This window comes from Nocardioides sp. ChNu-153 (genome assembly GCF_030466625.1).
Lineage (GTDB): Bacteria > Actinomycetota > Actinomycetes > Propionibacteriales > Nocardioidaceae > Nocardioides.
In genome coordinates this window covers 114,926-138,847 of the sequence record NZ_JADEVT010000009.1, presented here as the reverse complement: position 1 = coordinate 138,847, position 23,922 = coordinate 114,926, and the positions used below count along the sequence as shown (strand labels likewise).

The window sequence follows — 23,922 nt, the reverse complement described above, 5'->3', positions numbered from 1 at the left end:
GGCGGCCGCCGCGGCGTCCGCGGCGCCGTGGGTCGTGCGGGCGGCGTCGACGTCCGGAGCGGGAGCCGCGGCGGCGGCCCGCAGCTCGGGGTCCGCCACCGCGGCCCCCGTCGCCGCCACCGCGTCGTCGTGGGCGCGCACGCGGGCCTCGAGCGCGGCGACCTGCTCCGGCGTGCGGGCGGCGGCCTCCACCTCCGCCAGGGTGGAGAACCCGCACGCGGCGGCCTCGGCGCGCGCCGCCTCGTCGCTCTCGGCGACCGCGGCACGGGCCCGCTCGCGGTGCTCGACCGCCTCGAGCGCGCGGGTCCAGCGCTCCTCGTCGCGCCGCAGCGCGGCCAGTGCCGTCGCGACGTCGGGCGCGTCCTCGGCCACGAGCAGCCCCCGCAGGGCGCGGTGCAGCTCGTCGGCGCGGGCGGCGTCGGCCGTCGCGGCGGCGGCGAGCGCCGAGCGGCGCCCCTCGAGCCGGCGCAGCTCGTCGCCGAGCGAGGCCTGCCGCTCCTCCGCGCGGGCGAGCGCGGCGCGGGCGGCCGGGAGCGCGGCGACCTCGGCGGTCAGGGCGGTCAGGGTACGGGCGAGGTCCTCGCCCTCGGTGCGCCACCGGTCCACGGGGCGGTCCTGGGCCGCCTCCCGGGCGCGGGCCAGCTGCTCGCGCAACGTGCGGACGCGGTCGGCGTACGCCTGCTGCTCGACCTCGGCGTCGTCGAGGGCGCTGCGCGCCTGCTTCTCGGCGGCGGCGTCGGGGGCGTCGTGCGCCCGGCGGGCGGGCTCCGGGTGCTGGCAGGAGCCGCACACCGGGCAGGCGCCGCCGACGGCGAGGCCCTGCGCGATCTCGGCGGCCATGCCCTCCAGGCGGGCCTCGCGGAGGTCGAGGAGCCGCTCGCGGCCGCGCTGCGTGCGGGCGGTGGCGTCGAGCAGGTCCTGCTCGGCCACGGCGAGGGTCGCGGTGAGCTCGCCCGCCCGTCGCGCGGCCTCGAGCCCGGCCCGGACCTCGCCCTGGCGGCCGCGGGTGGTCGTGATCGCCTCGACGGCGCCCACGCCCGCCGCGACCTCGTCGCGGAGCGTGACGAGGCGGGCCGGCAGGTCGCGCGCCTCGGCCTCGAGGGCCGCCACCTCCTCGTCCACCGCGCGCAGCTCGGCGTCGCGGGTGGTCGCCGCGGCCCGCAGGCGCCCCAGCGTCGTGTCGTGGCCCGCGACGGCCTCGCACCGGTGGCGGCGACCCACGACGTCGTCGAGAGCCCGGCGGGCCGTGGCTGCGTCGACCTCCGGCGTCCCGGCCGGCGAGCCGTCGCCGAAGTCGAGCTCGAGGGTGCCGGTGACGAGGTGCGCGGCCGTGCCCACCGCCCGCAGGGCGGCGTCCGCCGACGCCTCCGCCCGGGTGAGCGCACGGGCGGCCCGGTCGTGGGCACCCACCAGGGCCCGCGCCGGGGCGGCCCGGACCGCGGCGTCCCGCTCCGCCCGGGCTGCGTCGACCCCGGCCTGCTCGTCGGCCAGGGCCGCAGCCGCGGCCGCGGCGCGGGCGTGGCGCTCCCGCAGGGCCGTCACGGCCTCCGCGGCGGCGAGGGTGGACGCCGCCGACGCGAGGGCGTCCTCGGCGTGGGCGCGGTGGCGGTCGGCGGCGGCCGCGGCGGTGGCGGAGTCCGTGACGAGGGTGCCCGCCCACGCGGACAGGGCGTCGGTGCCCGTGCCGTCCCCCGGGTCGCCCCCCGCGCTCTCCTCGGCACCGTCCGACGGGACGGCGGCGGGGCTGCCCGACGGGTCGTCGAGGACGAGGTGGTCGGGGAACGCCACGTGGCCGGCCTCGCTGAGGCGGTGCACGGTGCTCCGCACCGCGACCAGGGCGTCGAGCGACTCCTGGCGCAGGGCGCGCCGGCGGTCGGTGAGCCAGCGCTCGACCTCGGCGTACCGGCTCGTGCGGAAGATGCTCTGCAGGAGGCGCTGGCGGTCGTCGGCGCCGGCCCGCAGGAAGCGCTGGAACTCGCCCTGGGGCAGCAGCACGACCTGGCAGAACTGCGCCATGGTGAGCCCGAGCAGCCGGGTCACCAGCTGGCCGGCCTCGTCGATGCGCCCCGTCAGGTGGGACCACGTGCCGTCGACGCGCTCCTCGACGAGCGCGCTGGCCTGCTGCGTCGTCGTGCCCGCGCCGCGCTTCTTCGGGCGCTCCCAGGCGGGGCTGCGGGTGAACCGGAACCGGCGACCCGACAGCGTCGCCTCGAGCACGACGCGCGGGGCGATGTCGGGCGCCGCGCCGTCGCTGCGCAGGTGCCGCGCCGTGCTGCGCTCGCCCGGGACCTGCCCGTAGAGGGCGAAGCAGATGGCGTCGAGGACGCTCGACTTGCCGGCCCCGGTCGGCCCGCAGAGCAGGAACAGCCCGTCGGAGGCGAGGTCGTCGAGGTCGACGGTGACGGTGGTGGCGAACGGGCCGAAGGCCGTCACCGTGAGGTCGTGGAGCCTCATCCGGCCGCGGCCTCCCGGGTGGCGTCGGCGTCGCCGGTGCAGGCCTCGCACGCGGAGGCCAGGAGCGCGGCCTCGTCGGCGGAGGCGTCGGACCCGCGGACGTGGCGCACGAAGTCGAGGGTGACGTCGTGGGGGCTGCGCCCGGCCACCGGCCGGTGCGGCGCGGCCGGGGCGGCGCCACCAACGGGCTCGTGGGTCAGCACCAGGGCGTGCGGGAAGCGGCGACGCAGCCGCTCCATCGCCCCCCGCTGCCGCTCGGGGTCGGTGAGGGTGGCCTCGACCCAGGCGGCCTCGTGCTCGGCCAGCGACGGGTCGGCCAGGAGCTCGGCCAAGGTGCCCCGCAGGCGGGCCAGCGGCCGGGGGACCGGGGTGGGCAGGAAGGTGGCGGCCACGGCGCCGTCGGCGGCGAGGTCGACGAGCCACGAGCCCTTCTCGCGGCCCGCCTCGGAGAACGAGTAGGCCAGCGGGGAGCCCGAGTAGCGCACCCGGTCGGTCAGCACGTGGCTGGCGTGCAGGTGGCCCATCGCCACGTAGTCCACGCCGTCGAGGACGGGCACGGGCACGCGCTGCACGCCGCCGACCGAGATGTCCCGCTCCGACTCGCTCGGCTGCGCGCCGGCCACGAAGGCGTGGGCCAGAACGACCGAGCGCGTGCCCGGACGACCCGCCAGGTCGGCCCGCACGCGGCGCATCGCCTCGCCGAGCGCCGCCTCGTGGGAACGCGCGGGCAGGGCCCACGGCTCGCGCACCGCGTCGGGGTCGAGGTAGGGGAGGCCGTAGACGGCCACGGCGCCGTCGGCGTCGGGCACCAGCACCGGCACGCCCACCTGCGCCGGGTCGGTGCGGACGTGGACGCCGGCCGCGTCCATCACCCGGGCGCCGAAGCCGAGACGCCGGGCGGAGTCGTGGTTGCCGCTCGTGACGACGACCCGGGCCCGCGACGCCGCGAGCCGCGCGATCGCCTCGTCGGCCAGGCGCACCGCGTCGACCGGCGGCAGGGCCCGGTCGTAGACGTCGCCGGCCACGACCACCAGGTCGACCGCCTCCTCCTCGACGACGGCGACCAGGTGGTCGACGAACGTCGCCTGGTCACCCAGCAGGTCGGCCCGGTGGAACGAGCGGCCCAGGTGCCAGTCGGAGGTGTGGAGGATGCGCACGGGACGAACCTAGGTGGGCCCGCCGACAGTCCCGCGGACCCACGCCGCGAGGTGGGCGGGGCCACCCCGCCGCCGTGGCCCCGTCAGCCGATCCGGCGCGCCAGCTCGTCGGCCATGTCGCCGACCCGGCGGCGCACGGCGCCGGGCAGCTCCTCCTGGGCCGCGAGCCGGCGTACCCGCTCGAGCACGTCGGTGCGGCGGGCTGTCAGCGGGAAGAAGGCCTCCGCCACGTCGCCGAGCAGCCAGCCCGAGAACACCTCCGCCGCGGCGGGCAGGCCGGTGAGGTAGCGCTCGACGTACGGCTCCGTGAGGTGCTCCTGGCCGCGCTGCCACAGGCCGAGGCCGGCGGCCTCCACCTCGTAGTTGGCGACCCGGGCCTCACCGGTGAACCGTGCCCAGGCCCACTCCTTCGCCGCCGTGGTGGGCAGCGAGGCCCGGGCCCGGGCGTGCTCGGTGCGGGCCACCGCGGAGGGGGCGTCGGCCAGCGCGGCGTCGAGCGCGTCGGCGTCGGTGGCGCCGCGCACCGCGAGCCGCACCAGCACCCGCCAGCGCAGCGCCTCGTCGAGCTCGACCCCGGGCGGCAGGTCGGCGCCGGCGAGCCAGGAGCGCAGCAGCGCCTCGTCCGCGGTCGCGGCCACGACCGCACCGAAGGCCGCCAGCTGCACGGTGCTGCCGGGCTCGGCGTCGCGCACGACGGCGTCGGCGGCGGCCCGGACCCGCGCCTCGAGGTCGTCGGGGTCCGCGACGACGGCGCGGAGCCGGCCCAGCGCCCACCCGGTCACGATGCTCACCCCGTCGTCGTCGCGCTCCGACGGCAGGCCGGCCGCGACGACGGTGAGCGCGTCGGCGGGGTCGACGGCGCCGGCGTGCACGCCGCTGCGCAGCGCGTTCCAGATCCCGGCCCGCAGCATCGGGTCGGTCGTGCGCGGCAGCAGGTCGGGCAGGGCCGCCAGCGTCGCGGCGTCGGGCGCCGACCACGACCAGGTGTCCTCGTAGGCGTCGACGACCACCGCGGCGTCGGGCCCCACGTCGTACGACGCGCCCTCCCCGCCCAGCACGACCTCGTCGACCCGCCACGTCGCGTCGCCGGGGGCGGCGCTCGCCACCCGCAGGGCGTGGGTGCGCTCCGCCGGGTGGGCGGCCGGGGGCACCCGCCGCAGGGTGCCGGCGGCCCGGTCGAGGCGCAGCTCGTCGACGCCGGGCGCGCGGAGCCAGCCGTCGACGAAGCCCGTCAGGTCGCCCGCCCCGGCCCGCTCCCACGACCCGAGCAGGTCGTGCATGGTGGCGTTGCCGAAACGGTGCCGGGTGAAGTGGTCGACGGCGCCGGCGAGGAACACGTCGTCCCCGACGAGGGCGGCGAGCTGCTTGAGCACGCTCGAGCCCTTGGAGTAGGAGATGCCGTCGAAGTCCTGCAGCGCGCCGGCGGCGTCCACGGCGCCGTTGCCGGCGACCGGGTGCGTGCTCGGGCGCTGGTCGGCGACGAGGCCCCACTGCCGGCGGCGGTGGGCGTTGTGGACCCACGTGTCGCCGTACTCGGTGACGTCGGCGGTGACGCGGTTGCCCATGTACTCCGCGAAGGACTCGTTGAGCCACAGGTCGTCCCACCACCGGGGCGTGACGAGGTTGCCGAACCACTGGTGGGCCATCTCGTGGGCGACGGTGACGGCGCGCTGGATGCGCGCCCCGCGGGTGACGCGGCTGGTGAAGACCAGCGGGTCGCGGAACGTCACGCAGCCCGGGTTCTCCATCGCGCCCGCGTTGAACTCCGGCACGAACGCCTGGTGGTAGTCGCCGAACGGGTAGCGGATCCCGAACAACCGGTGGAACTCGTCGAAGCACTGCCGCGTGACGGTCAGCAGCTCCTCGGCGTCGGCGTCGAGGTGGGGCGCGATGCTCTGCCGGCACGACAGGCCCAGCCGGATGCCGTCGTGGGAGACCCGCACGTGGTGGTACGGGCCCGCGACGACGGTGACGAAGTACGTCGCGAGCGGGGCGCTGCGCTCGAAGCGCCACAGGCCGGGCTCGGCCTGCGTGCCCGGCGCGTTGGCCGTGACCGTCCAGTCGACCGGCGCCCGGACGGTGAGGGTGTACGGCGCCTTGAGGTCCGGCTGGTCGAAGCACGCGAAGACACTGGGGGCCGCGTCCATGAAGCTCATGCCGTAGACGTAGCGCCGGCCGTCGGCGGGGTCGGTGTGGTGGTGCAGGCCCTCGCCGTCGGTGCGGAAGGCCATCACCGCGTCGACGACGAGCACGTTCTCGCCCGCCTCGGTGGGCAGCGGCAGCCGCCCGGCGTGGAGGGTGGCGGGGTCGAGGTCGGTGCCGTTGAGGGTGGCCCGGCGCAGCGCGACGGGCTTGACGTCGACGAACGTCTGGCCGCCCGCGCTGGTGAAGGTGATGGTGGTGCGCGAGGGGAAGGTGGCCTCGTCGGCGGCCAGGTCGAGCTCGACCTCGTAGCCGGTGACGTCGAGCAGCTCCGCCCTCCGCTCGGCCTCGTCGCGACGCAGGGACGTGCTGGCTCCGGGAACGCTCACGGCGCTCACCCTACGAGGGGTGAGCGCCGTGGCGGGGTGGGGCGGGTCGGGCGGCGTACGACGCGGCAGCGGCCGGCGCCGGTCGTCAGCCGACCGTGACCGAGACGATGTCGACAGGCGTGTTGGGCGCCCCGCCGCCGGCCGGGTTGGAGCCGTCGTCCCCGGCCTCGGCGATCTCCTCGATGACACCCAGGTCGGCGGGGTCGACCGTGCCGAAGACCGTGTAGTCGGGGGAGAGCTGCGTGTCGCCGTACACGATGAAGAACTGCGAGCCCTGGGTGTCGGGGCCCGAGTTCGCCATGGCCAGCGTGCCCGCGGCGTAGGTCTCGTCGCCGCTCAGCTCGTCGGCGTAGGAGTAGCCGGGGCCCCCGGCCGTCGTGCCCGACGGGTCGCCGCACTGCAGGACCTCGAAGCCGGGCGTCGTGGTGATGCGCGGGCACGGCGTGTCGTCGTAGAAGCCCTGCTCGGCCAGCGAGACGAAGGAGTTGACGGTGCACGGCGTCGTGTCGCCGTTCAGCGTGACGTCGAGGTCGCCGTTCGAGGTGGAGATGACGGCGGGCGTCGGGGTGGTGATGGTCGGCTCGGCCGGCGGCAGGTCCACGGGGCGGGCGGCCTCGCCGGACTCCTCGTAGGAGCACGTGCCGTCGGTGACACCGGTGGCGTCCGTCGACTCCTGCGAGCCCGACCCGCTCGAGCCCTCCTCGGCGTCCGAGCCGCAGGCGGCGAGGAGCGGGAGGGCGAGGACGGCGGCGATCGACAGGGCGCGGGTGCTGGCTCGGCTCATGCGTCCGAGCCTAGGGGGACCCTCAGCTGTTGCGACCGCGGGCCTCCACGGCGAGGGGCGCGCCGTCCACCCAGAGGGTGTCGACGAGGTTGACGGCCGCGCACACGTGGTTGGGCGCCACCTCGACGCGGGAGCCGACCGCCGGCAGGGGGCCGCCGCCGGTCTCCACCACGGCGTGGTGCTCCGAGAGCAGCACGACGCGGGCGTCGGGGTCGGCGGGCAGGCGCCCCCACCCGGTCGCGTGCGGGGCACGGTCCGCCCCGAGCACCTTGCTGCCGGCGTCGAGCACCACCCGGCCGCCCGCGTGGCTGACCACCGTCGCCACGCACGTCAGGGCCACGTCCTCCGGCTCGTGGTGGCCGAGCTCCCACTGCTGGGCGTCGCCGAACAGGTAGACCCCCGGACGTAGCTCGTCGGGCAGCGCGGTGCCCGCGGCCTCGGGCCCCCGCGCGAGGCTCGCGCCGAGGCTGGGCGTGGACCCGCCGCTGCGCACCGGGCACGGCAGGCCCGCGGCCGCCAGCGCGTCGGCCGCGGCGGCCAGCGTCTCGGCCTCGGCCACCGCGGCGGAGGGGCCGGCCCCGGGGGCGTAGCTGTGCCCGGGGAAGGTGAAGACGCCCGCGACCTCCAGGCCGGCCTCGACGGCGGCGCCCACGACCGCCACCGCCTCGTGGGGGAGCACCCCCGTCCGGTGGTGCCCGGAGTCGAGCTCGACGTGCACGGCGACGTCGGGCGCGTGGGCGGCCACCCGGCGTACCCCCTCCACGGAGTCGACGCCCACGGTGATCCGCGCCCGCTCGGCGAGGACGCGCAGCCGCCGGCCGCGCTCGGCGTCGACGAACAGCGGGTAGGCCACGAGCACGTCGTCGAACCCGGCCGCCACGAACACCTCGGCCTCGCCGACGGTGGCCACCGTGATGCCCTGCGCACCGGCCTCGAGCTGCAGCCGCGCCAGCACGGGCGACTTGTGGGTCTTGGTGTGGGGACGCAGCCGCACGCCGAGGTCGGCGGCGGCCCCGTGCATGCGGGCCAGGTTGCGGGCGAGCCGCTCGCCGTCGACGGCGAGGTACGGCGTCGCGGGGGCGCCGCTCACAGCTCCTCGTGCGTCTCGGGGTCGGCGTCGAAGATGCGGCCGTCGGGGCGACCGAGCGCGGTGAGCGCGGCCACCTCCTCGTCGCTGAGCGTGAAGGCGAGGACGTCGAGGTTGCTGCGCTGGCGCTCCGGCGAGGCCGACTTCGGGATGGGCAGCGACCCGATCTGCACGTGCCAGCGGAGCACGACCGCCGCGGGGTCGACGCCGAGGCGCTCGGCGGGCCCGATCACGGCCGGCTCGTCGGCGAGGTCACCGACGCGGGCGAGCGGGCTCCAGGCCTCGGTGAGGACGCCCCACCGTTCGTGGGCCCGGCGCAGCGCCTCCTGCGGGAAGTAGGGGTGCAGCTCCACCTGGTTCACGCTCGGGGCGACGCCGGTGGCGTCGACGATCCGCTCGACGTGCTGCTCGGTGAAGTTGGAGACCCCGATGGAGCGCACGAGGCCGCGCTCGCGCAGGTCGACGAGCGCCCGCCACGCCTCGACGTACTGGTCGCGGCCCGGGTTGGGCCAGTGGATGAGCTGCAGGTCGAGGTGGTCGAGCCCGAGGCGGCGCAGGCTGCCCTCCACGCTGGCGACGGCGTCGTCGTAGGCGTGGTGGCGCCCGGGGATCTTGCTCGTGACCTGGTAGGCCTCGCGGTCGAGGCCGCTGGTGCGCAGCGCCTCGCCGACCGCCTCCTCGTTCTCGTAGTTCACGGCCGTGTCGATGAGCCGGTAGCCCACCTCGAGGGCCGAGCGCACGCCGCGGACGGCCTCGTCGCCGCGCAGCGGGTAGGTGCCGAAGCCCACCGCCGGCAGGGTGGTGCCGTCGTTGAGCGTGTGGGTCGGGACGTCGGTCGTCGTCATGCGCCTCAACCTACGGCGGTGGCCCACGGGGCGGTCCGCAGGCGCAGTCCACGGTCGGGGCCGGCGTCGGGCGGGCGCCCGGGGGACCGATGATGCGGGGGTGACGGCGACGTTCGAGGGCCACGACCGCGGGGACGAGGACTACCGCCGGGTGGTGCTGGCGCTGTTCGCGGCGGGGTTCGCGACGTTCGCGCAGATCTTCGACGCCCAGGCCGTGCTGCCCGCGCTGGCCCGTGACCTCGACGTCGCCCCGGCCACGGCGGCGCTGTCGGTCTCGGCGACCACCACGGGGCTCGCGGCCTCGGTGCTGGTGTGGGCGGCCGTGTCGGACCGGGTGGGTCGCACGCGGGCGATGGCGTGGTCGCTGACCGCGGCGACGGTGCTCTCGCTCGTCGCACCCCTCGTGCCGGGGCTGGGCGCGGTCATCGCCCTGCGCGCGCTGACGGGCGTGGCGCTCGGCGCGGTGCCCGCCGTGGCCATGGCCTACCTCAACGAGGAGGTGAGCCGGGCGTGGGTGCCGGTCGCGGCCGGCACCTACATCGCCGGGAACACCATCGGCGGCATCGTCGGCCGCCTGGTCGCCGGCCCCGTGTCCGAGGCGGTCGGGTGGCGGGCGGGGCTGCTGGCCGTCGCGGTCGTCTGCGCCGGCTCCACGGTCGTCTTCTGGCGGGTCGTGCCGGTGCCGCGGGGATTCCGGCCGCCGACCGACCGGGTCTCCGCGGTGCGGCGCGCGGCGCGGCACCTGCGCACCCCCGCCCTCGCCACGACGTACCTGGCGGGGTTCTGCCTCATGGGCGCGTTCGCGACGGTCTACAACTACGTCGGGTTCCGGGTGAGCGGACCGCCCTTCGGCGTGCCGGTGACCTGGGTGAGCCTGCTCTTCGCGGTCTACGTGTTCGGCACCGTCGCCAGCCGCACCAGCGGTGTCCTGGCCCGTCGCCACGGGGCGCCCCGCGTGGTCGCGTGCGGGGGAGCGGCGGTGCTCGTCGCGCTACCGCTGCTGGCCGCCGACCACCTCGTCGTGGTGGTGCTCGGCCTGGCGGTCTTCACGGTCGGCATCTTCCTCGCCCACCCGGTCACCAGCGCCCTGTCGGGGCAGCTGGCGAGCGTCGGCCGGGCGCAGTCGACGGCGCTCTACCAGCTGTCGTGGCTGGCGGGGACCGCCCTCGTGGGCTGGGCCGCCGGCCACGTGTACGACGACCGCGGCTGGCCCGCGACCCTGCTCGTCGTCGCGGGGCTCGTCGTCGTGGCGGTCGCCGCCGTGGTGGCCGGGCAGCGACCGCCACGGGACGTCACGCCAGGATCTGGGCCCGACGGGCCGCGGGCACCCAGCTCGTGACGTACTCCTCGAGCACCGAGTGGAACCACTGCTCGTCGGGGGTGCCCTTCGAGCTCGACATCGAGGTCAGGCCCACGTTGTCCACCACGCGCCCGCCCATGGTGTCGAGGTCGGAGAGGAACGTGGGGGAGTAGCCGAGGCCGAGGAACTGCCAGAAGACCGGCTTGTCGGACGCCTCCGCGAGCAGCTTCCTGGCGGCCGCCTTGTCGAACGGCTCGCCGTCGGTGACGAAGAGGACGAGCGTGGGGAGGGTGGCCGGACCCGACGACGAGGGCGCCGCCTTCCGGCCGCCGAACAGCCGCTTGCCGAGCCCCGCCTTGCCGTGGCCGGCCTCCGCGAGCACGTTCTTGATGACGTCGCCGTAGTTGGTGCCGCCCATGGGGCGACCGGAGCGCCAGCGGTCGACGAACCCGACGTACGACGACGAGTCGACGACCTCGACGTCGAACGCGGCGTTGTGGAAGAAGTGCACCTGGATGTCGCCGTCGTCGTCGAGGCCCGCGAGGCTGAGCGCGAGCACGCGCTCCACGAGGTCCTGCACCTCGCCGTTCTCGTAGCGGGCGGTCATCGACGCCGAGTAGTCGATGGCCACGACCACGCGGGCGCTGACCTCGCCCAGGTCGATGCCCTTGTCCGCCTCGCGCTTGAGCAGGGAGATGATCGCCCCCTGCGCCGTGTCCGTCCGCTTCGTCAGGTCGACCATGTGCTGCCTCTCTCGGGTGCGTCCGGCGCCGGTCGGGTGGACCGGGCCGCGGAGGTCCCGTCGGGTGCGGCGGGCCGGGCCCGTCCTGCCCCGTCCCGGCCCGGCGGAAACGGGGGAGGCGGCCGGTAGTGTCGCCGGGGGAGCGTGGCCACGCGTGCCGCGGCCGACGAGGGGAGCCAGGAGTGGTGGAGCAGCAGCCGGGCGGGGTCAGCCTGTCGAAGATCACGCTGACGAAGTCGGCGCCGAGCATCTCGCTGAGCAAGGGTGCCGGTGCCGGCGGCCAGATGCGGATCAACCTGAACTGGTCGCAGCCCGCGCCCGCGAAGGGGTTCCTCAAGCGCGCCCTCGGCGGCGCGTCGGCCGTCGACCTCGACCTCGGCTGCCTGTGGGAGACCACGGACGGCAGCAAGGGCGTCGTGCAGGCGCTCGGCAACGCGTTCGGCAACCTGCACCAGCCGCCGTACGTGCTGCTCGACGGCGACGACCGGAGCGGCACGAGCACCGGGGGCGAGAACCTGGTGGTCAACCTCGACCGGCTCGACCAGATCCGCCGCGTCCTGGTGTTCGCCTACATCTACGAGGGTGCCCCGAACTGGGCGGCGGCCGACGGCGTCGTGACGCTGTACCCGGCGGGCGGCGCCGCCCCCATCGAGGTGCGTCTCGACGAGCCGGCCGCGGACAAGCGGTTCTGCGCCATCGCGCTGCTGACGAACGAGGGCGGCTCGCTCGGCGTGCGCCGCGAGGTGCAGTACGTCGCGGGGTGGCAGCCCGAGCTCGACAAGGCCTACGGGTGGGGCATGAACTGGACGTCCGCCAGCAAGTGAGCGGCGCCGACCCGACCCTGTGGCAGCGCGTGGCCCGCGCGCAGGCCGGTGACGACTACGCCCGGGCCTACGCCGAGCGGTTCCGGGCGATCGAGCGCGACGGCGGCGACGTGCACGGCGAGGCCGCCCTGGTGCGCGCGCTCGTGCCGGGGCCCGCGCGCGTGCTCGACGCGGGGTGCGGCACCGGTCGCCTGACGGTGCGGCTCGCCGCCGACGGGTACGACGTCGTCGGCTGCGACGTCGACGCCGCGATGGTCGAGGTGGCGCGCGCCGAGGCGCCGGAGCACGACTGGCGGGTGGCCGACCTGGCCACCCTCGACCTCGGCGTCGTGTTCGACGCCGTGGTGCTCGCCGGCAACGTGCTGCCCCTGCTCGAGCCGGGCACGCTGGACGGCGCCTGCGCTGCGCTGGCGCAGCACGTGGCCCCCGACGGGGTGCTCGTGGCCGGGTTCGGGCTCGACGCCGCCCACCTCCCGGCCGGCTGCCCCGCGACGCCGCTGGCGTCCGTCGACGCGGCCATGGCCGCCGCCGGCCTGCGGGCAGGGGAGCGGTGGGGTGGGTGGGCGCGCGAGCCGCTGCCGGAGGCCGACCCCGGGTACGTCGTGGCGACCTGGCGGTCGTAGCGGCGGGGGCGGGGCCGGTGGTCGAGGTGGCCGCGCCCGCTGGTGGTTGAGGTGGCCGCGCCCGCTGGTGGTTGAGGTGGCCGCGCTAGCGGCCCTCGAAACCACGTCCGAGGCGTGCCGGAGCTGGCACAAGCAGAGGCTGACCTGCGGAAACTCCTCCTGTGGACAACTCCCGATCCGGTCGGGAATGTCGGTGGTCGCTGTTGTGATGGGTCCATGACCGAGACCGCGCTGCACCCGCTCGCCGGGGTCGCTGCGCGTCTGCACGCCGACCTCGACGACGGCTTCGACCTGGGTCTGCTGACGCTCGGCCCCATCGAGACGGGTGCCGCAGTGGTCGAGCTCGAGCGGGCTGCGCACCGTCTTGCCGCGCTGCAGTCGCGGTTGTTGACCCACGCCACCGAGGTGCGCGTCGAGGACGCCACGGGCGCTCCGTCGACCGCAGTCTGGTTTGCGAACGCCACCCAAGTGACCCGGGCGGAGGCCCACCGCCGCGTCCGCACCGCAATTGCGGTGGACGAGCGGTACGACGCCCTCGCCGCCGCGGGCGCGCTCGGTGCGGTCTCGCCCGGCCAGACTGAAGTGATCGTGCGGGCGCTGGACGACCTCGGCGACGACCTCGACGTGGATGTTCGAACGGAGGCCGAGCGGACGCTGGTCGGGTTCGCCCGTGAGCACGACGCCAAGGCCCTGCGGGTGCTGGGCCGCCGGATCCTCGACGTCGTCGCCCCCGCTGTCGGGGAGGCCCGTGAGGCGGAACTGCTCGCCCAGGAGGAACGGGAAGCCGCCGCGAAGGTGCGGTTGACGATGCGCGAGGACGGTCAGGGCTGTGTCCACGGCCGGTTCACGGTGCCGGAGATGCACGGGGCGATGTTCGCGAAGATGCTCGATGCAATCGCCTCACCCCGGCGAAGCCACCTCCGCACTGGGGCCCTCGACGGCGCCGACGACGGCACCGTCGACACGGTCGACGCTCGGCCCGCGCGGGAGCGGCGCGGCCAGGCGTTCGTCGAGCTCATCGAGCGGATGCGCGACGCCAACCTCCCGGACGCTGCTGGTGCCGGGGCGACGGTCGTGGTCACCATGCAGGTCGACACGCTCACCGGCGGACTCGCAGCGGCGTCACTCGACACCGGCCACCGCATCTCACCCGGCGAAGCCCGACGCCTCGCCTGCAGCGCCGACCTCATCCCGGCCGTGCTCGGCACGAAGAGTGAGGTGCTCGACGTCGGACGGGCCGCACGGTTCCACACCAAACCCCAACGGATCGCGATGATCCTGCGAGACGGCGGCTGCACCGCCGAGGACTGTGACGCCCCACCGCACTGGTGCGAGGCCCACCACGACGACCCGTGGTCACGCGGCGGCGCGACGTCCGTCGACCGCGGACGGTTGTTGTGCGGGCGCCACCACCGCGTCGCCCACGACCCGATCTACCTCACCGAGACCCTCGGCACCGGCAAGCTCAGGTTCACCCGGCGGAACTGAGCAGCACCCGCCCCAGGGTGGTCTCGAGGGGCGCCAGCGCGGCCACCTCGACCACCGGAACGGCGGCGCGCCCACCTCGACCGTCGGACCCGTCGGTGGTTGAGGTGGGTTGCTCTGGCAACCCCTCGAAACCAGGCCCGGGGTGCCCCTCGTGGTTTCGAGGGGCGCTAGAGCGCCCACCTCAACCACCGGAACGACGGCGCGCCCACCTCGACCACCGGAACGGCGGCGCGCCCACCTCGACCACCGGAACGACGGCGCGCCCACCTCGACCGTCGGATCCATCGGTGGTTGAGGTGGGTTGCTCTGGCAACCCCTCGAAACCACGCCCGGGGTGCCCCTCGTGGTTTCGAGGGGCGCTAGAGCGCCCACCTCAACCACCGGAACGGCGGCGCGCCCACCTCAACCACCGGAACGGCGGCGCGCCCACCTCAACCACCGGAACGGCGCGCCCACCTCAACCACCGGAACGGCGCGCCCACCTCGAGCACCGGAACGGCGGCGCGCCCACCTCGAGCCCGGGATCAGCCCGCACTCATCCGGGGGACCCGCCGAGCCAGCTCTTGAGCATCCCGAGGTTGGCCAGCGGGATCCAGTGACCCAGCTGGGGGTGGTCGAGGGCCACGCCGAAGACGCCCACCTGCTGGAAGGCGGCGACGTAGTCGATGGCGGCTGGCAGCGGTACGGCGTACAGCGCCACGTCGCCCGCCCCGTCGGCCAGTCCGAGTGCGCGCGCCGCGTCCCTCGCCCGGTCGGCGCTGCTGTAGAGGCAGACCACGGGCCCCTGGTCGAACGCCACGCCGTACGGCCGGGGCTGCTCGGCCGACCCGCGCGCGATGAAGAACCACTGCGGCAGCCGGCTGACGTGCTGCCACAGCGCGATCTGCGCGGACGTGTCCCCGGCGGGCGCCGCCCGCACCGCGGCGTCGAGGCGGTCCAGCTCGGTGGGTTCCCCGGTCTCGGCACTCATGTCGTTCCCCCTGCGTCGTCGTCGTCCTGCACCCGCGGGCGCGGGTCGCGTCCCCCGAGGTCGGACACCCGGTCCCAGAACCAGTCGGCGAGGCTCGGTGCCACGTGGACGTCGTCCGCGCCGGTGCGGCGCACGACGACGTCGCCGAGCGTCGCGACCAGGTAGCCGCCCGCGTCGTCGGTCATCACCTGGGAGTAGTAGTCCTCCAGGGAGTCCTGCGGCCACTCGGGCCACGCGTCCGGTTCGGCCTCGATCGCCTCGTCCATCGCCGTCACCTCGGCACCCGACAGGAGGCGGAAGCCGCCCCCCGCCGGGCCCCACAGCGCTCCCGTGCCCGGCTCCTGCCCGTCGTGCCAGGTGGCGATCTCCCGCTCACCCGACAGCGAACGGGCCGCCTCCTCGTCCAGCGGCGGGCGCAGCGCGGCCCGCAGGTCGGGGGGCAGCACCGTCTCGAGGGCGGCCAGCGCGGAGGCCAGGTCGGTCCCCAGCACCTGGGCCCGCATGTGCGACCAGGCCGCCGCGACCAGCCCGGCGGCGTGCACGTCGGCGAGGGTCATCTCGTGCTTCTCCGCGGCGGCGCGCGTGTCGCGGATCATCTGGAGCGCTCCGCCGGCCAGGCCGTCGGTCGGGTCCAGGCGGAGCAGGCGCGACGCCAGCTCCTCGGCCTCGTCGAACCGGCCCTGGTGGACGTACGCCCAGATGAGCGGGCCGCCCACGATCTCGCTGGAGGGGTCGGCCCGCATGGCCTCCTCGGCCGCCGGGACGAACCGCTCCGGGGGAGCGAAGCTCTGGAACAGCGACAGCGCGCGGCTGGCCAGCGCGTGCCGCAGGTCGTCGGCGTCGGTCCGTGCGCAGTGCGCGACCGCCTCGTCGAGCAGCCGCCAGCCGCGCACGGGGTCGCCGGCCATGGCGGTCGACGCACCCAGCTCCATCCGGTCGTGCCAGCCGTCCGGCTCCTCCTGCAGCACGACCTCCGCCCACCGCCGGGCCTCGGCGTGGTCGCACTCGTGCTGCTCGAGCGCACGCAGACGGCGCGCCGCGTCCACGAAGAACCGGTCCCGACGACCGACGACGTCCAGCAGGATCCGGCGGGCCTCGGCGATGTCGTCGCGCGCCTCGAGGTGCAGCGCCAGCAGCATCCGGATGCCGGTGCGGTCCGGCTGCTGCGCCAGCACGCGACCCGCGAGCCGCCCGATCTCCGGGTGCGTGGGCTGCACGTCGTACAGCTCCCACGCGAGGTCGACGTCGCGCTCGAGCGGGTCGAGGTCGTCCGGGGCGCTCACCGCATGCCCCGCTGGACGCGGTAGGCCCGCAGCTGGTCGAAGGTGCCGTCGTCGACGCCGTACTCGAGGACGGGTGCGACCTGGTCGAACCACGAGGCCGTCGAGGGCCGGACCCCCTCCGCGACCGCCAGCAGCGCGTCGGTCGTCACGGGCACGACGCTGCCCGCCTGCATCGAGGCCGTGAGCGCCTGCTGGAGCGCCACCTTCACCACGTGGGCGATGTCCGCGCCCGAGAAGCCGTCGGTGGCACGGGCCACCCGGTCGACGTCCACGTCGGGAGCGGGCTTGCCGGCGAGGTCACCGTGCAGGATCGCGGCCCGCGCCGCGGCGTCGGGGGGCAGCACGAGGACGGTCTTGTCGATGCGGCCGGGGCGACGCAGGGCCGGGTCGATGTCCCACGGCCGGTTCGTGGCGGCGAGGAAGTAGACCCCGTCGTTGACGCTCGACACGCCGTCGAGCTCCTCGAGGAGCTGCGTCACGATCATCCGCATCGACTGCGACCCGCCGCCGCCCGAGGTACGCCGGCCGCCGAGGGCGTCGAACTCGTCGAGGAAGATGACGCAGGGCGCGGCGGCCCGCGCGTCGGCGACGACGCTGCGGATCGCCTTCTCGCTGTCCCCGATCCACCTGCTGAGCAGGTCCGCCAACGTGACGTGGAGGAACGACGCCCCGAGGTCGCCGGCGATGGCCCGGGCGATGAACGTCTTGCCGCAGCCGGGCGGGCCGTACATGAGGAGGGAACCGCCGGGCGTCTGTCCGAACGCCGCCGCCAGGTCGGGGTTGCGCAGCGGCGCGAGGAACGTCGCGTCGAGGTGCTGCTTCACCTCGGCGAGACCGGCGACGTCGGCCAGCGTCACGGCCGGCCGCTCCGCGTCCCACAGGCCGGGTGCCGCACCACGGCCGTCGGCAGCGTCGCCGTCGGCGGGGGAGGGGACGGGCCGCGAAGGGGGTGCGGGCGCGACGGGGGCCGCCGCGACGGGGCCGGGCTCGACGGGCGCCGCCGTGGCACCGCCCCGCAACCGCGCCGCCATGACGCGGGCCCGCAGCACGCGCACGCGGGCGGGATCGGCGCCGTGCGCCTCGAGGGTGGCCAGCTCGGACGCGGCGCGGTCGGGGTCGGTCTGCAGCAGCAGGGTGACGAAGTCCTCCCGCAGCGCCAGGTTGCGCGGGTCCCGCGCCACCTCGGTCTCGATCACCTCGAGGAAGTCGTCCTCCGCCATCTCCAGCCCCCGGTCCGTGCGCGTCGCCTGTGTCGTCGGCATTGTGTCGGACGGCGGCGCGGACGGTGGGCCGGGGGAGCACGACGACCACGAGGGCGCCCGCCTGAACGGCCACCGGGACCCTGAGACGGAGCCCACCCACCGGAGGGGCCGTCGCGGCGGGATCGCTCGTCGGGCCCGGCGTAGCGTGGAGGACCGAGGACGGCGAGCAGCGCCGCCCGCAGGACGACGGAGGGACCTGGCATGAAGGCCGTGGTGTTCGACCAGTACAAGACGACGCCGAGCCTGAAGGAGGTCGACCGACCGAAGCCGGGTCCGGGGGAGGTGCTCCTCAAGGTCGCGGGTGCAGGCGCCTGCCACTCCGACGTCGCCGTCTTCCGCGACTTCGACGAGTCGTTCGGCCCGGCGCAGCTGAAGCCGTCCTTCACCCTCGGTCACGAGAACTCCGGCTGGGCCGAGGAGCTCGGCGAGGGCGTCGCGGGCATCGAGGTCGGCGAGGCCTTCCTGGTCTACGGTCCGATGGGCTGCGGTCGCTGCCGTGCCTGCTCGCGCAGGCAGGACACGTACTGCGAGAACGCGGCCTCGATGCCGCACCTCGCGACCGGGCTGGGTCGGGACGGCGGCATGGCGGAGTACCTGACGGTCCCGGTGCGCAACCTCGTGCCGCTCGGCGACGCCGACCCCGTGGCGGCCGCGCCGCTGTCGGACGCCGGCCTGACGCCGTACCACGCCATCAAGAAGTCCCTGCCGACGCTGGCCGGCGGCGGCAAGACGGCACTGGTGATCGGGCTCGGGGGACTGGGGCAGATCGCCGTGCAGATCCTCACGGCGCTGACCGGTGCCACCGTGATCGCCACCGACACGAAGCCCGAGGCGATGCGCCGCGCGGAGGCGAACGGCGCGGTGACCGTCCCCGGCGGCGACGGCCAGGCCGAGCGGATCCGCGAGATCACGGGTGGCAGGGGAGTCGACGCCGTGTTCGACCTCGTCGGCGCCGGCCCGACCATCGAGCTGGCGCTGGCGACCGTCGCCCAGCGCGGCCGCGTCACCGTCGTCGGCATCGCCAACGGCACCGCCGAGTGGAACTTCTACAAGGTGCCCTACGAGGTCGAGCTGACCAGCACCTACTGGGGCACCGTCGAGGAGCTGCACGAGGTGGTCGACATGTACCGCGCCGGCCAGATCACGCCCGAGGTCGAGATCTACGCGCTCGACGACGCCCTCGAGGCCTACCGCGCGCTGGAGGCCGGCGAGCTGTCGGGCCGCGCCGTCGTCGCGCCCCACGGTCGGGGTACGGCGAGCAGCTGACGGCACGTGCGTCGTGGTCGAACGGCGCGGCCACGACGCGGGCCTGTCGTCTGCCGACGACGTGCACGACGCCCTGCGGTAGTAGAGCTCGTCGGCGGGGGACGACACGACCCGCCTCCGCGCCGACGTGAGTTGACATAATGCACGTTATCGGCGCCCGCGAGAGACGCTTGCCGGGGCCGCCGACGAGTGCTCCCGACCGCCAACGCCCGCCGTACTCGCTGCTCACGCCTCGAACACGGACCAGCACAGGGCGTTGCGGCGCTGCTGGTCCTCGAGCACGAGGTCGCGGATCTCCGCCGGCAGCTGGTCGCGCTGCCACCGGCACTCGCGGCGACCCGCCGCGAGCGCGTCGTCGCCGGCGGCCTCGGCCGCGGCGCGCACGGCCTTGATGGCGTAGGCGGCGGCGCCCAGGTCGTGCTCGGCGACGTGGGCCACGGCGCCGGCCTGACCGGCGGCGTACGCCGCGTGCCGGGCCGCGCCCCGGAGGTCGCGGGCCGCGCCCATGGCGTGGCCGCCGGCGGCCCGCGACCGCATCATCGCCAGCTCGCCGCGAGTCCAGGCCCGTACGGCCGCGACGGCGTCCCGCGGCCGTGGGTCGTCCGGACGCACGGCCTCGAACAGGGGCAGCACGTGCTCCGCGCAGGTCGCCGTTCACAGGGCGATCGACCGGTGGTCGGCGTCGGTCAGGGTGCCGCCACGGCGGACGGTCACGAGGCGGGGGTCCCGCACCTCCGGCAGGATCATCTTCGCCCCTCCCTCCCAGGCCCGGTCGCGCCCGTCGCAGCCTCCCGGCGGGCTCGGCCCCCGCTCCCCCACGTCGGCACCCAGTCCACCAGACCGGGGGCTGTCCGGACTCAGAACTCGCGGTCGGACGCCCCGGTCTCGGTGACGGGCGTCGCCGAGACGGCTCGGCCGGCGAGGTCGGTGGCCGTGGTCGACGGCGTCCACACCATCGCCGAGGCGGTGCTGACCGTCGAGAGCCCGGAACCGCTGGTCTGGGCGCCGAGCACCAGGACGACCTGGGTGACGCTGACCCCGCCGACGGTGACCGTCGAGGCGGTCATCGTGGCGCCGAACTGGGCGGTGCGCAGCGACCGGATGTAGCTCTGGCGCAGGTTGACCGACCCGAGCGCCACGGCCGAGCCGCTGCGCAGCACGTCGATCGTGTCGCCGGTGCTGCCGGTCCCGATGAGTCCGCCGTCGCGCAGCCGCACGTTGACGGCGAGCGCCGACCCGGTCCACCCGGAGCTGATGCTGGCCGGCCGGACCTGGCCGCTGTAGGTGAACGTGATCCGGTCGCCCTGGTCGAGACGCCCGGCGCTGGCACCACCCTGGGTGGTCTGCACGTCGGCGGCCCGCACGGGGCTGTTGTCCACCCGGCGGCTCGCGACGACCGCCGAGGTCGTCGTGCGACCGGCGGTGTCGGTGAGGATCGCCCGCAGGTCGTACAGGCCGTTCGCGACCAGGGTCGTGTCCCAGGTGCAGGAGTACGGCGAGGTCGTGTCGGTGCACAGGTCGGTCCAGGTCGTCGAGCCGCTCGTGGCCCGCTGGATCCGCACGGAGGCGATGCCGTTCGGGGAGTACGCCGTCGCGCCCACCTGCACCGTCCCGCTGAGGAAGGCGCCGGGGTCGGTGACCGCGACGGAGGCGACGCGGTTGTCGACGGTGCGGTTGGCGATGGTCGCCGACGTCGTGCTGTTGCCGGCCGCGTCGGTGGCGACGGCCCGGAAGGAGTAGCTGCCGTCGGCCATCGTGGTCGTGTCGAGGCGGCAGGTGGCGGGCTCCTCACTGGTGCTGCAGGCGTCCCGCCAGGTGGTGGTGCCGGTCGCGGCGTACTGGACGACGACGCGGTCCACGCCCGAGTGGGCGTCGCCGGCGCTGGCGTTCAGCGTGACGGTGCCGCGCAGCGGGGTGCCCGGGTCGGACAGGACGACGGTCGGCGCCACGTTGTCGACGGAGATGTCCTCGACGAGCTCGGAGACGTGGGTGGTCGCCCCGGCCAGCGCGACGGCCCGCAGGTCGTAGTCCTGGTTGGTGAGCGACGCCGTCGCCCAGTCGCAGGAGTACGGCGAGGTCGTGTCGGTGCAGATGGTGCGCCAGGTGGTCGTGCCGGCCGGCGCGTAGTCGATGCGCACCCCGGTCACGAGCTTGCTGGAGTCCTGGAGGGTCGCCGTCAGGGGGACCGTGCCGCGCACGGCGTCGGCGGGGCGGTTCAGCGTGACCTTGGTGGCCAGGCTCGCCGAGACGGTCCACGTCGACCCGGCGGTGACGGTGGTGGCCGTGAAGGCGGCGCCCGCCGTGCCCCAGGCCGCCGCCCCCACGACGAGCGCGACGACGGCGACGACCGCCGAGGCGACCCGCCGCAGGTCGGGTCGCGACCGCTGGGCGCGGTGCGACGGGTCGGTGCGGCTGCCGGTGGCGGAGGGGCCGGCGGCGGGCCGGCCGGCGACGGTGGCGTCGGCCCGCTCGGCCTTGTCACCGCCCTCACCCCTGCCGTCGCCCTCGCCGTCGCCCTCGCCGGCAGCGCCCTCGCCGTCGCCCTCGCCGGCAGCGCCGTCGGCGTCGGGGCGCCGCGACGCCACGACGAACGCCGCGACCGTCAGGGCGAGCCAGCCGGCGAGGAGCAGGAGCTGGAGCGGCTGGCCGCCGGCGGCCCACACGTAGGGCTTGCCGACGAACGGGACGAGCAGCACGGCGCGGCTGCGCAGGTCGTCGCGGGTGACCGGCGTGGCGTCGTTGCCGGGGTTGGCGTCACCGCGGGTGGTCCAGCTGCCGTCGCCCCGGTCGTCGACGACGCGGTGGACCAGCAGCTGCTCGCGGTCGGTGAGCGCGGGGTTGCGGAAGATCATGATCTTGCCGAGCGGCACGTCCTCGGCCTCGCCGAAGGGCTGCGCGACGACGACGTCGCCGGGGGCGATCGTCGGCTCCATCGACCCGGTGCGCACGACGTGGCTCGACCAGCTCCACAGCAGGGGCAGCGTCGCGACGGCGACGAGGGTCAGCAGGGCCGCGCGGTAGGCCCGGGCCGCCACCACGACGGCGAGGCCCGCCCACTCCCGCGCGGCGGCGGGAGCGGCGGGCCCGGTCACGAGGACGCCCCCGACGACGTCGCCCCTGGAGGGTCCCGCGACGGGGTCGTGCGACCCGTCCGGCGCGCCGGGCTGGCCGGGCGGGACGGGGGCGACGACGTCGGTCACGTGCGGGACTCCTCTCGGGGCGTCGGCGGGTCGGGGGCGGGCGTCACGGCGGTGACGCCGGGTACGGCGAGCGGGTGCGACGAGCACCCGCGGGGGCTCAGTCGGTCTGCAGCTCCCACTGGATGTCGATGCCGGTCTTGGCGCCCTGGAGCTGGTCGACCTGGGTCTGGTTGAGGCCCGTGGTGTCGAAGGTCCAGGTGATCGCGTAGGTGCGCGAGCTGGTGCCGGCGGCCACGGACCAGCCGCCCACGCCCTCGGCGTACTCGTCGATCTGCGCCAGGTCCGCCAGGCTGGTGCCGGACGGCACGACGGTCTGGTTCTGGACGTAGCCGGTGCAGCTGCCGAAGCCGCCGCCGTCGCCCGAGGTCATGCCGATCTTGATGTAGTTCTCGAGGCCCTGGGCGGAGGTGACGGCGTTGAGGGCGTAGCCCTTCACGAGACCGGAGACGTTGGTGGTCGCCGTGACCTTGATGCACTTGGTCTCGGTGTCGCCGGGCGTCATGTTCTCGGCCTGGAAGCGGGCGCTACCGGCGTCGTCGTCGGTGAGGCTGACTGCACCGGTGGACCACGAGTTGCCCGAGTTGCGGGTGGTGCCGCTGAAGGCGGCGTGCGAGGACTGCCAGACCAGCGCGCCGGCGAGGAGCACGGCGACGGGCGTGGCGGCAGCGGTGGCGATCTTCGTCGACTTGCGGGACGGGGTGCGCATGAGGGTGCCTTTCCAGGAGTTGAGCGGTCCCCCCTCCCCTCGGCCGCTCGACGGGCGTCCGGAGGACAACGGGAGACGAACCTCGTCCTGGGACCGGGAAATGGCCGACCGGTCCAGGTCCCGGGCCAGAGGGCCCAGGTGGAGTAGTCCGAAAGGACTAGACCGGGACTGCCCGACCGGGGGCCGGGACGCTCAGTGGAAGAGGAGGTGCACCCCGGCCAGCACCAGCCAGAACCGCAGCGAACGGCCCACGAGCACCGACACGACGAAGACCTCGCGGCGCATCCGCAGGACACCGGCCACCGCGGCCATGACGAGCAGCGGCGGGACCCCGCCGAGCGAGGAGACGAGCATGATCGCCGCGGCGTACCAGGGCCGGCCCTCCATGCGGTCGCTCCAGCGCTGGTGGACGCGCTGCACCTTCGGGCCGGACAGCTTCTTGCGCGCCCACTCGGTCTCCACGCCGCGGCGCGCGACCTCGTACCAGACCACCTTGCCCAGCGTCTGGCCCGCGCCGGCCGCGACGGACAGCAGCACGAGCCCCCCGGTGCCCAGCGCTCCGACGCCGGCGAGGTAGGCCTCCGCGTTGACCACCGGGAGGAGGGCGGACGCGACGCCGACCCCGAAGGTGGTCAGGAGCAGGATCACCCGGTCGGTCCCCCGGTCGGCGCCCCGCTGGGTACGGCGGACGCGGCGCCGGGCGCGGCGGGGACCGGCAGGCCCAGGTCGAGCACCCACTTGAGCGAGACGCACTTCATCACCAGCAGGCCGACGGCGATGACCAGCCCCAGCCACCACCAGCCGGTGACGAGCAGGATGATGGCGAACAGCCCCGAGTTCGCCGCCTTGCCCAGGCGCGACCAGTTCCACAGGTAGATCCGCCGGTCGACGACGTGGAAGTAGTTGGGGCTGCGCAGCGGCCACGCGAGGAACGCCATCGACAGGAACATGTCGATGACCATGAACTCGAAGAGGTAGACGGCGACCGGGAACGCCATCTCGGGCTGCAGCCACACGAGGCCCAGGTAGAACGCCGCGCAGCTCAGGCGGTCGCAGAGCATGTCGACCACGGCGCCGATCCGCGTCTCGCAGTCGAACCAGCGCGCCCACTCGCCGTCGAGGGAGTCCCCCACCCAGTAGACGACGAGGCCGACGACCAGCAGGGTGAGGCTCTGCTCGTGGGCGCCCCAGAGACTCAGCACGAGGGTCGCGACCGTGCGCACGAAGGTGATGACCGTCGCGCCCGTCATCAACCTCTCGGTGGATGGGTCGGCGTAGATCCGGTCCGGGCTGCCCGCCATGCGCGCAACCTATCGCGCGCCGGGGGCCCGGCCACGACCCGACTCGCGCCGCGCGGCTCGACCGTCGCTCGACGGGTACCGGGGACCGGGCAGTGTCGC

At 75.4% G+C, this 23,922-nt stretch carries 19 protein-coding genes and 1 pseudogene; 5 read left to right on the top strand and 15 right to left on the bottom strand.

Annotated features, from left to right (window positions below; all coding sequences use genetic code 11):
• The 6 genes from INN71_RS12850 to INN71_RS12825 form a co-directional block, all read right to left on the bottom strand.
• A partial coding sequence (locus tag INN71_RS12850) for an SMC family ATPase (RefSeq protein ID WP_301800721.1) occupies positions 1 to 2,454 on the bottom strand: 2,454 nt, incomplete at its 3' end.
• Positions 2,451 to 3,611, bottom strand: coding sequence for an exonuclease SbcCD subunit D (locus INN71_RS12845; RefSeq protein ID WP_277501621.1), 1,161 nt, complete (start codon positions 3,609 to 3,611; stop codon positions 2,451 to 2,453). The genes INN71_RS12845 and INN71_RS12850, both read right to left, overlap by 4 nt.
• Positions 3,612 to 3,694: 83 nt before the next feature.
• The gene (gene pepN / locus INN71_RS12840; protein ID WP_277501620.1) at positions 3,695 to 6,142 is read right to left on the bottom strand and encodes an aminopeptidase N; all 2,448 of its coding nucleotides are present in this window, start codon (positions 6,140 to 6,142) and stop codon (positions 3,695 to 3,697) included.
• 85 nt (positions 6,143 to 6,227) lie between these two features.
• Positions 6,228 to 6,926, bottom strand: a complete 699-nt coding sequence (locus INN71_RS12835; protein WP_277501619.1) for a peptidylprolyl isomerase — start codon at positions 6,924 to 6,926, stop codon at positions 6,228 to 6,230.
• 22 nt (positions 6,927 to 6,948) lie between these two features.
• Complete coding sequence (locus INN71_RS12830; protein WP_301800717.1) at positions 6,949 to 8,016, bottom strand: alanine racemase; 1,068 nt, start codon at positions 8,014 to 8,016, stop codon at positions 6,949 to 6,951.
• Positions 8,013 to 8,858 carry an aldo/keto reductase gene (locus tag INN71_RS12825; protein ID WP_277500439.1) on the bottom strand — a complete coding sequence of 282 codons (846 nt, stop codon included), beginning with the start codon at positions 8,856 to 8,858 and terminating at the stop codon, positions 8,013 to 8,015. Before INN71_RS12825 ends, INN71_RS12830 begins: the two co-directional genes overlap by 4 nt.
• Positions 8,859 to 8,958: 100 nt before the next feature.
• On the opposite strand from INN71_RS12825, the gene INN71_RS12820 reads away from it, so the two are divergent.
• Positions 8,959 to 10,197: an MFS transporter gene (locus tag INN71_RS12820; RefSeq protein WP_277500440.1), complete on the top strand. Its 1,239-nt coding sequence runs from the start codon at positions 8,959 to 8,961 to the stop codon at positions 10,195 to 10,197.
• On the opposite strand, the gene INN71_RS12815 is transcribed toward INN71_RS12820, so the two are convergent.
• Positions 10,151 to 10,900: a VWA domain-containing protein gene (locus INN71_RS12815; RefSeq protein WP_277500441.1), complete on the bottom strand. Its 750-nt coding sequence runs from the start codon at positions 10,898 to 10,900 to the stop codon at positions 10,151 to 10,153. The genes INN71_RS12820 and INN71_RS12815 overlap by 47 nt on opposite strands.
• A 182-nt stretch (positions 10,901 to 11,082) precedes the next feature.
• Here INN71_RS12815 and INN71_RS12810 point away from each other — a divergent pair, with 182 nt between their 5' ends.
• From INN71_RS12810 to INN71_RS12800, 3 genes are all read left to right on the top strand, one after another.
• Positions 11,083 to 11,724 carry a hypothetical protein gene (locus INN71_RS12810; RefSeq protein WP_277500442.1) on the top strand — a complete coding sequence of 214 codons (642 nt, stop codon included), beginning with the start codon at positions 11,083 to 11,085 and terminating at the stop codon, positions 11,722 to 11,724.
• A complete protein-coding gene (locus tag INN71_RS12805) occupies positions 11,721 to 12,347 on the top strand; it encodes a bifunctional 2-polyprenyl-6-hydroxyphenol methylase/3-demethylubiquinol 3-O-methyltransferase UbiG (protein WP_301800715.1) in 627 nt (208 codons plus the stop codon). Before INN71_RS12810 ends, INN71_RS12805 begins: the two co-directional genes overlap by 4 nt.
• Before the next feature lie 216 nt (positions 12,348 to 12,563).
• Positions 12,564 to 13,835, top strand: coding sequence for an HNH endonuclease signature motif containing protein (locus INN71_RS12800; RefSeq protein ID WP_277500444.1), 1,272 nt, complete (start codon positions 12,564 to 12,566; stop codon positions 13,833 to 13,835).
• A 535-nt stretch (positions 13,836 to 14,370) separates the two neighbouring features.
• Here the strand turns inward: INN71_RS12800 and INN71_RS12795 are convergent.
• Genes INN71_RS12795 through INN71_RS12785 form a run of 3 tightly spaced genes read right to left on the bottom strand, consistent with a single transcriptional unit; the run spans position 14,371 to position 17,350 of the window.
• Positions 14,371 to 14,805, bottom strand: a complete 435-nt coding sequence (locus INN71_RS12795; RefSeq protein WP_277500445.1) for a hypothetical protein — start codon at positions 14,803 to 14,805, stop codon at positions 14,371 to 14,373.
• Positions 14,802 to 16,088: a tetratricopeptide repeat protein gene (locus INN71_RS12790; protein WP_277500446.1), complete on the bottom strand. Its 1,287-nt coding sequence runs from the start codon at positions 16,086 to 16,088 to the stop codon at positions 14,802 to 14,804. The genes INN71_RS12795 and INN71_RS12790 overlap by 4 nt, the downstream gene beginning before the upstream one ends.
• Complete coding sequence (locus INN71_RS12785; protein ID WP_277500447.1) at positions 16,085 to 17,350, bottom strand: 26S protease regulatory subunit; 1,266 nt, start codon at positions 17,348 to 17,350, stop codon at positions 16,085 to 16,087. Before INN71_RS12785 ends, INN71_RS12790 begins: the two co-directional genes overlap by 4 nt.
• A 201-nt stretch (positions 17,351 to 17,551) precedes the next feature.
• Between INN71_RS12785 and INN71_RS12780 the strand changes: the two genes are divergently transcribed.
• On the top strand, positions 17,552 to 18,616 hold the full coding sequence (locus INN71_RS12780) for an NAD(P)-dependent alcohol dehydrogenase (RefSeq protein ID WP_277500448.1): 1,065 nt from the start codon (positions 17,552 to 17,554) through the stop codon (positions 18,614 to 18,616).
• A gap of 225 nt (positions 18,617 to 18,841) precedes the next feature.
• Here the strand turns inward: INN71_RS12780 and INN71_RS12775 are convergent.
• The 5 genes and pseudogenes from INN71_RS12775 to INN71_RS12755 form a co-directional block, all read right to left on the bottom strand.
• Positions 18,842 to 19,255, bottom strand: a pseudogene (locus INN71_RS12775) (putative immunity protein); the annotation flags it as partial.
• Positions 19,256 to 19,473: 218 nt separating this feature from the next.
• A complete protein-coding gene (locus INN71_RS12770) occupies positions 19,474 to 21,816 on the bottom strand; it encodes a signal peptidase I (RefSeq protein ID WP_277500450.1) in 2,343 nt (780 codons plus the stop codon).
• Between the two features lie 97 nt (positions 21,817 to 21,913).
• A complete protein-coding gene (locus tag INN71_RS12765; protein ID WP_277500451.1) occupies positions 21,914 to 22,522 on the bottom strand; it encodes a hypothetical protein in 609 nt (202 codons plus the stop codon).
• A 192-nt stretch (positions 22,523 to 22,714) separates the two neighbouring features.
• Positions 22,715 to 23,170, bottom strand: a complete 456-nt coding sequence (locus INN71_RS12760) for a VTT domain-containing protein (RefSeq protein WP_277500452.1) — start codon at positions 23,168 to 23,170, stop codon at positions 22,715 to 22,717.
• Entirely contained in the window at positions 23,167 to 23,823 is a 657-nt protein-coding gene (locus INN71_RS12755) for a CDP-alcohol phosphatidyltransferase family protein (RefSeq protein ID WP_277500453.1), read from the bottom strand. Before INN71_RS12755 ends, INN71_RS12760 begins: the two co-directional genes overlap by 4 nt.
• Between the last annotated feature and the right edge of the window lie 99 nt (positions 23,824 to 23,922).

Excerpts from the sequence above, each read along its gene's own strand:
- INN71_RS12825 (WP_277500439.1), bottom strand. The coding sequence starts at position 8,858 with ATGACGACGACCGACGTCCCGACCCACACGCTCAACGACGGCACCACC.
- INN71_RS12800 (WP_277500444.1), top strand. The coding sequence starts at position 12,564 with ATGACCGAGACCGCGCTGCACCCGCTCGCCGGGGTCGCTGCGCGTCTG.
- INN71_RS12780 (WP_277500448.1), top strand. The coding sequence starts at position 17,552 with ATGAAGGCCGTGGTGTTCGACCAGTACAAGACGACGCCGAGCCTGAAG.
- INN71_RS12795 (WP_277500445.1), bottom strand. The coding sequence starts at position 14,805 with ATGAGTGCCGAGACCGGGGAACCCACCGAGCTGGACCGCCTCGACGCC.
- INN71_RS12755 (WP_277500453.1), bottom strand. The coding sequence starts at position 23,823 with ATGGCGGGCAGCCCGGACCGGATCTACGCCGACCCATCCACCGAGAGG.
- INN71_RS12765 (WP_277500451.1), bottom strand. The coding sequence starts at position 22,522 with ATGCGCACCCCGTCCCGCAAGTCGACGAAGATCGCCACCGCTGCCGCC.
- INN71_RS12785 (WP_277500447.1), bottom strand. The coding sequence starts at position 17,350 with ATGCCGACGACACAGGCGACGCGCACGGACCGGGGGCTGGAGATGGCG.
- INN71_RS12835 (WP_277501619.1), bottom strand. The coding sequence starts at position 6,926 with ATGAGCCGAGCCAGCACCCGCGCCCTGTCGATCGCCGCCGTCCTCGCC.
- INN71_RS12815 (WP_277500441.1), bottom strand. The coding sequence starts at position 10,900 with ATGGTCGACCTGACGAAGCGGACGGACACGGCGCAGGGGGCGATCATC.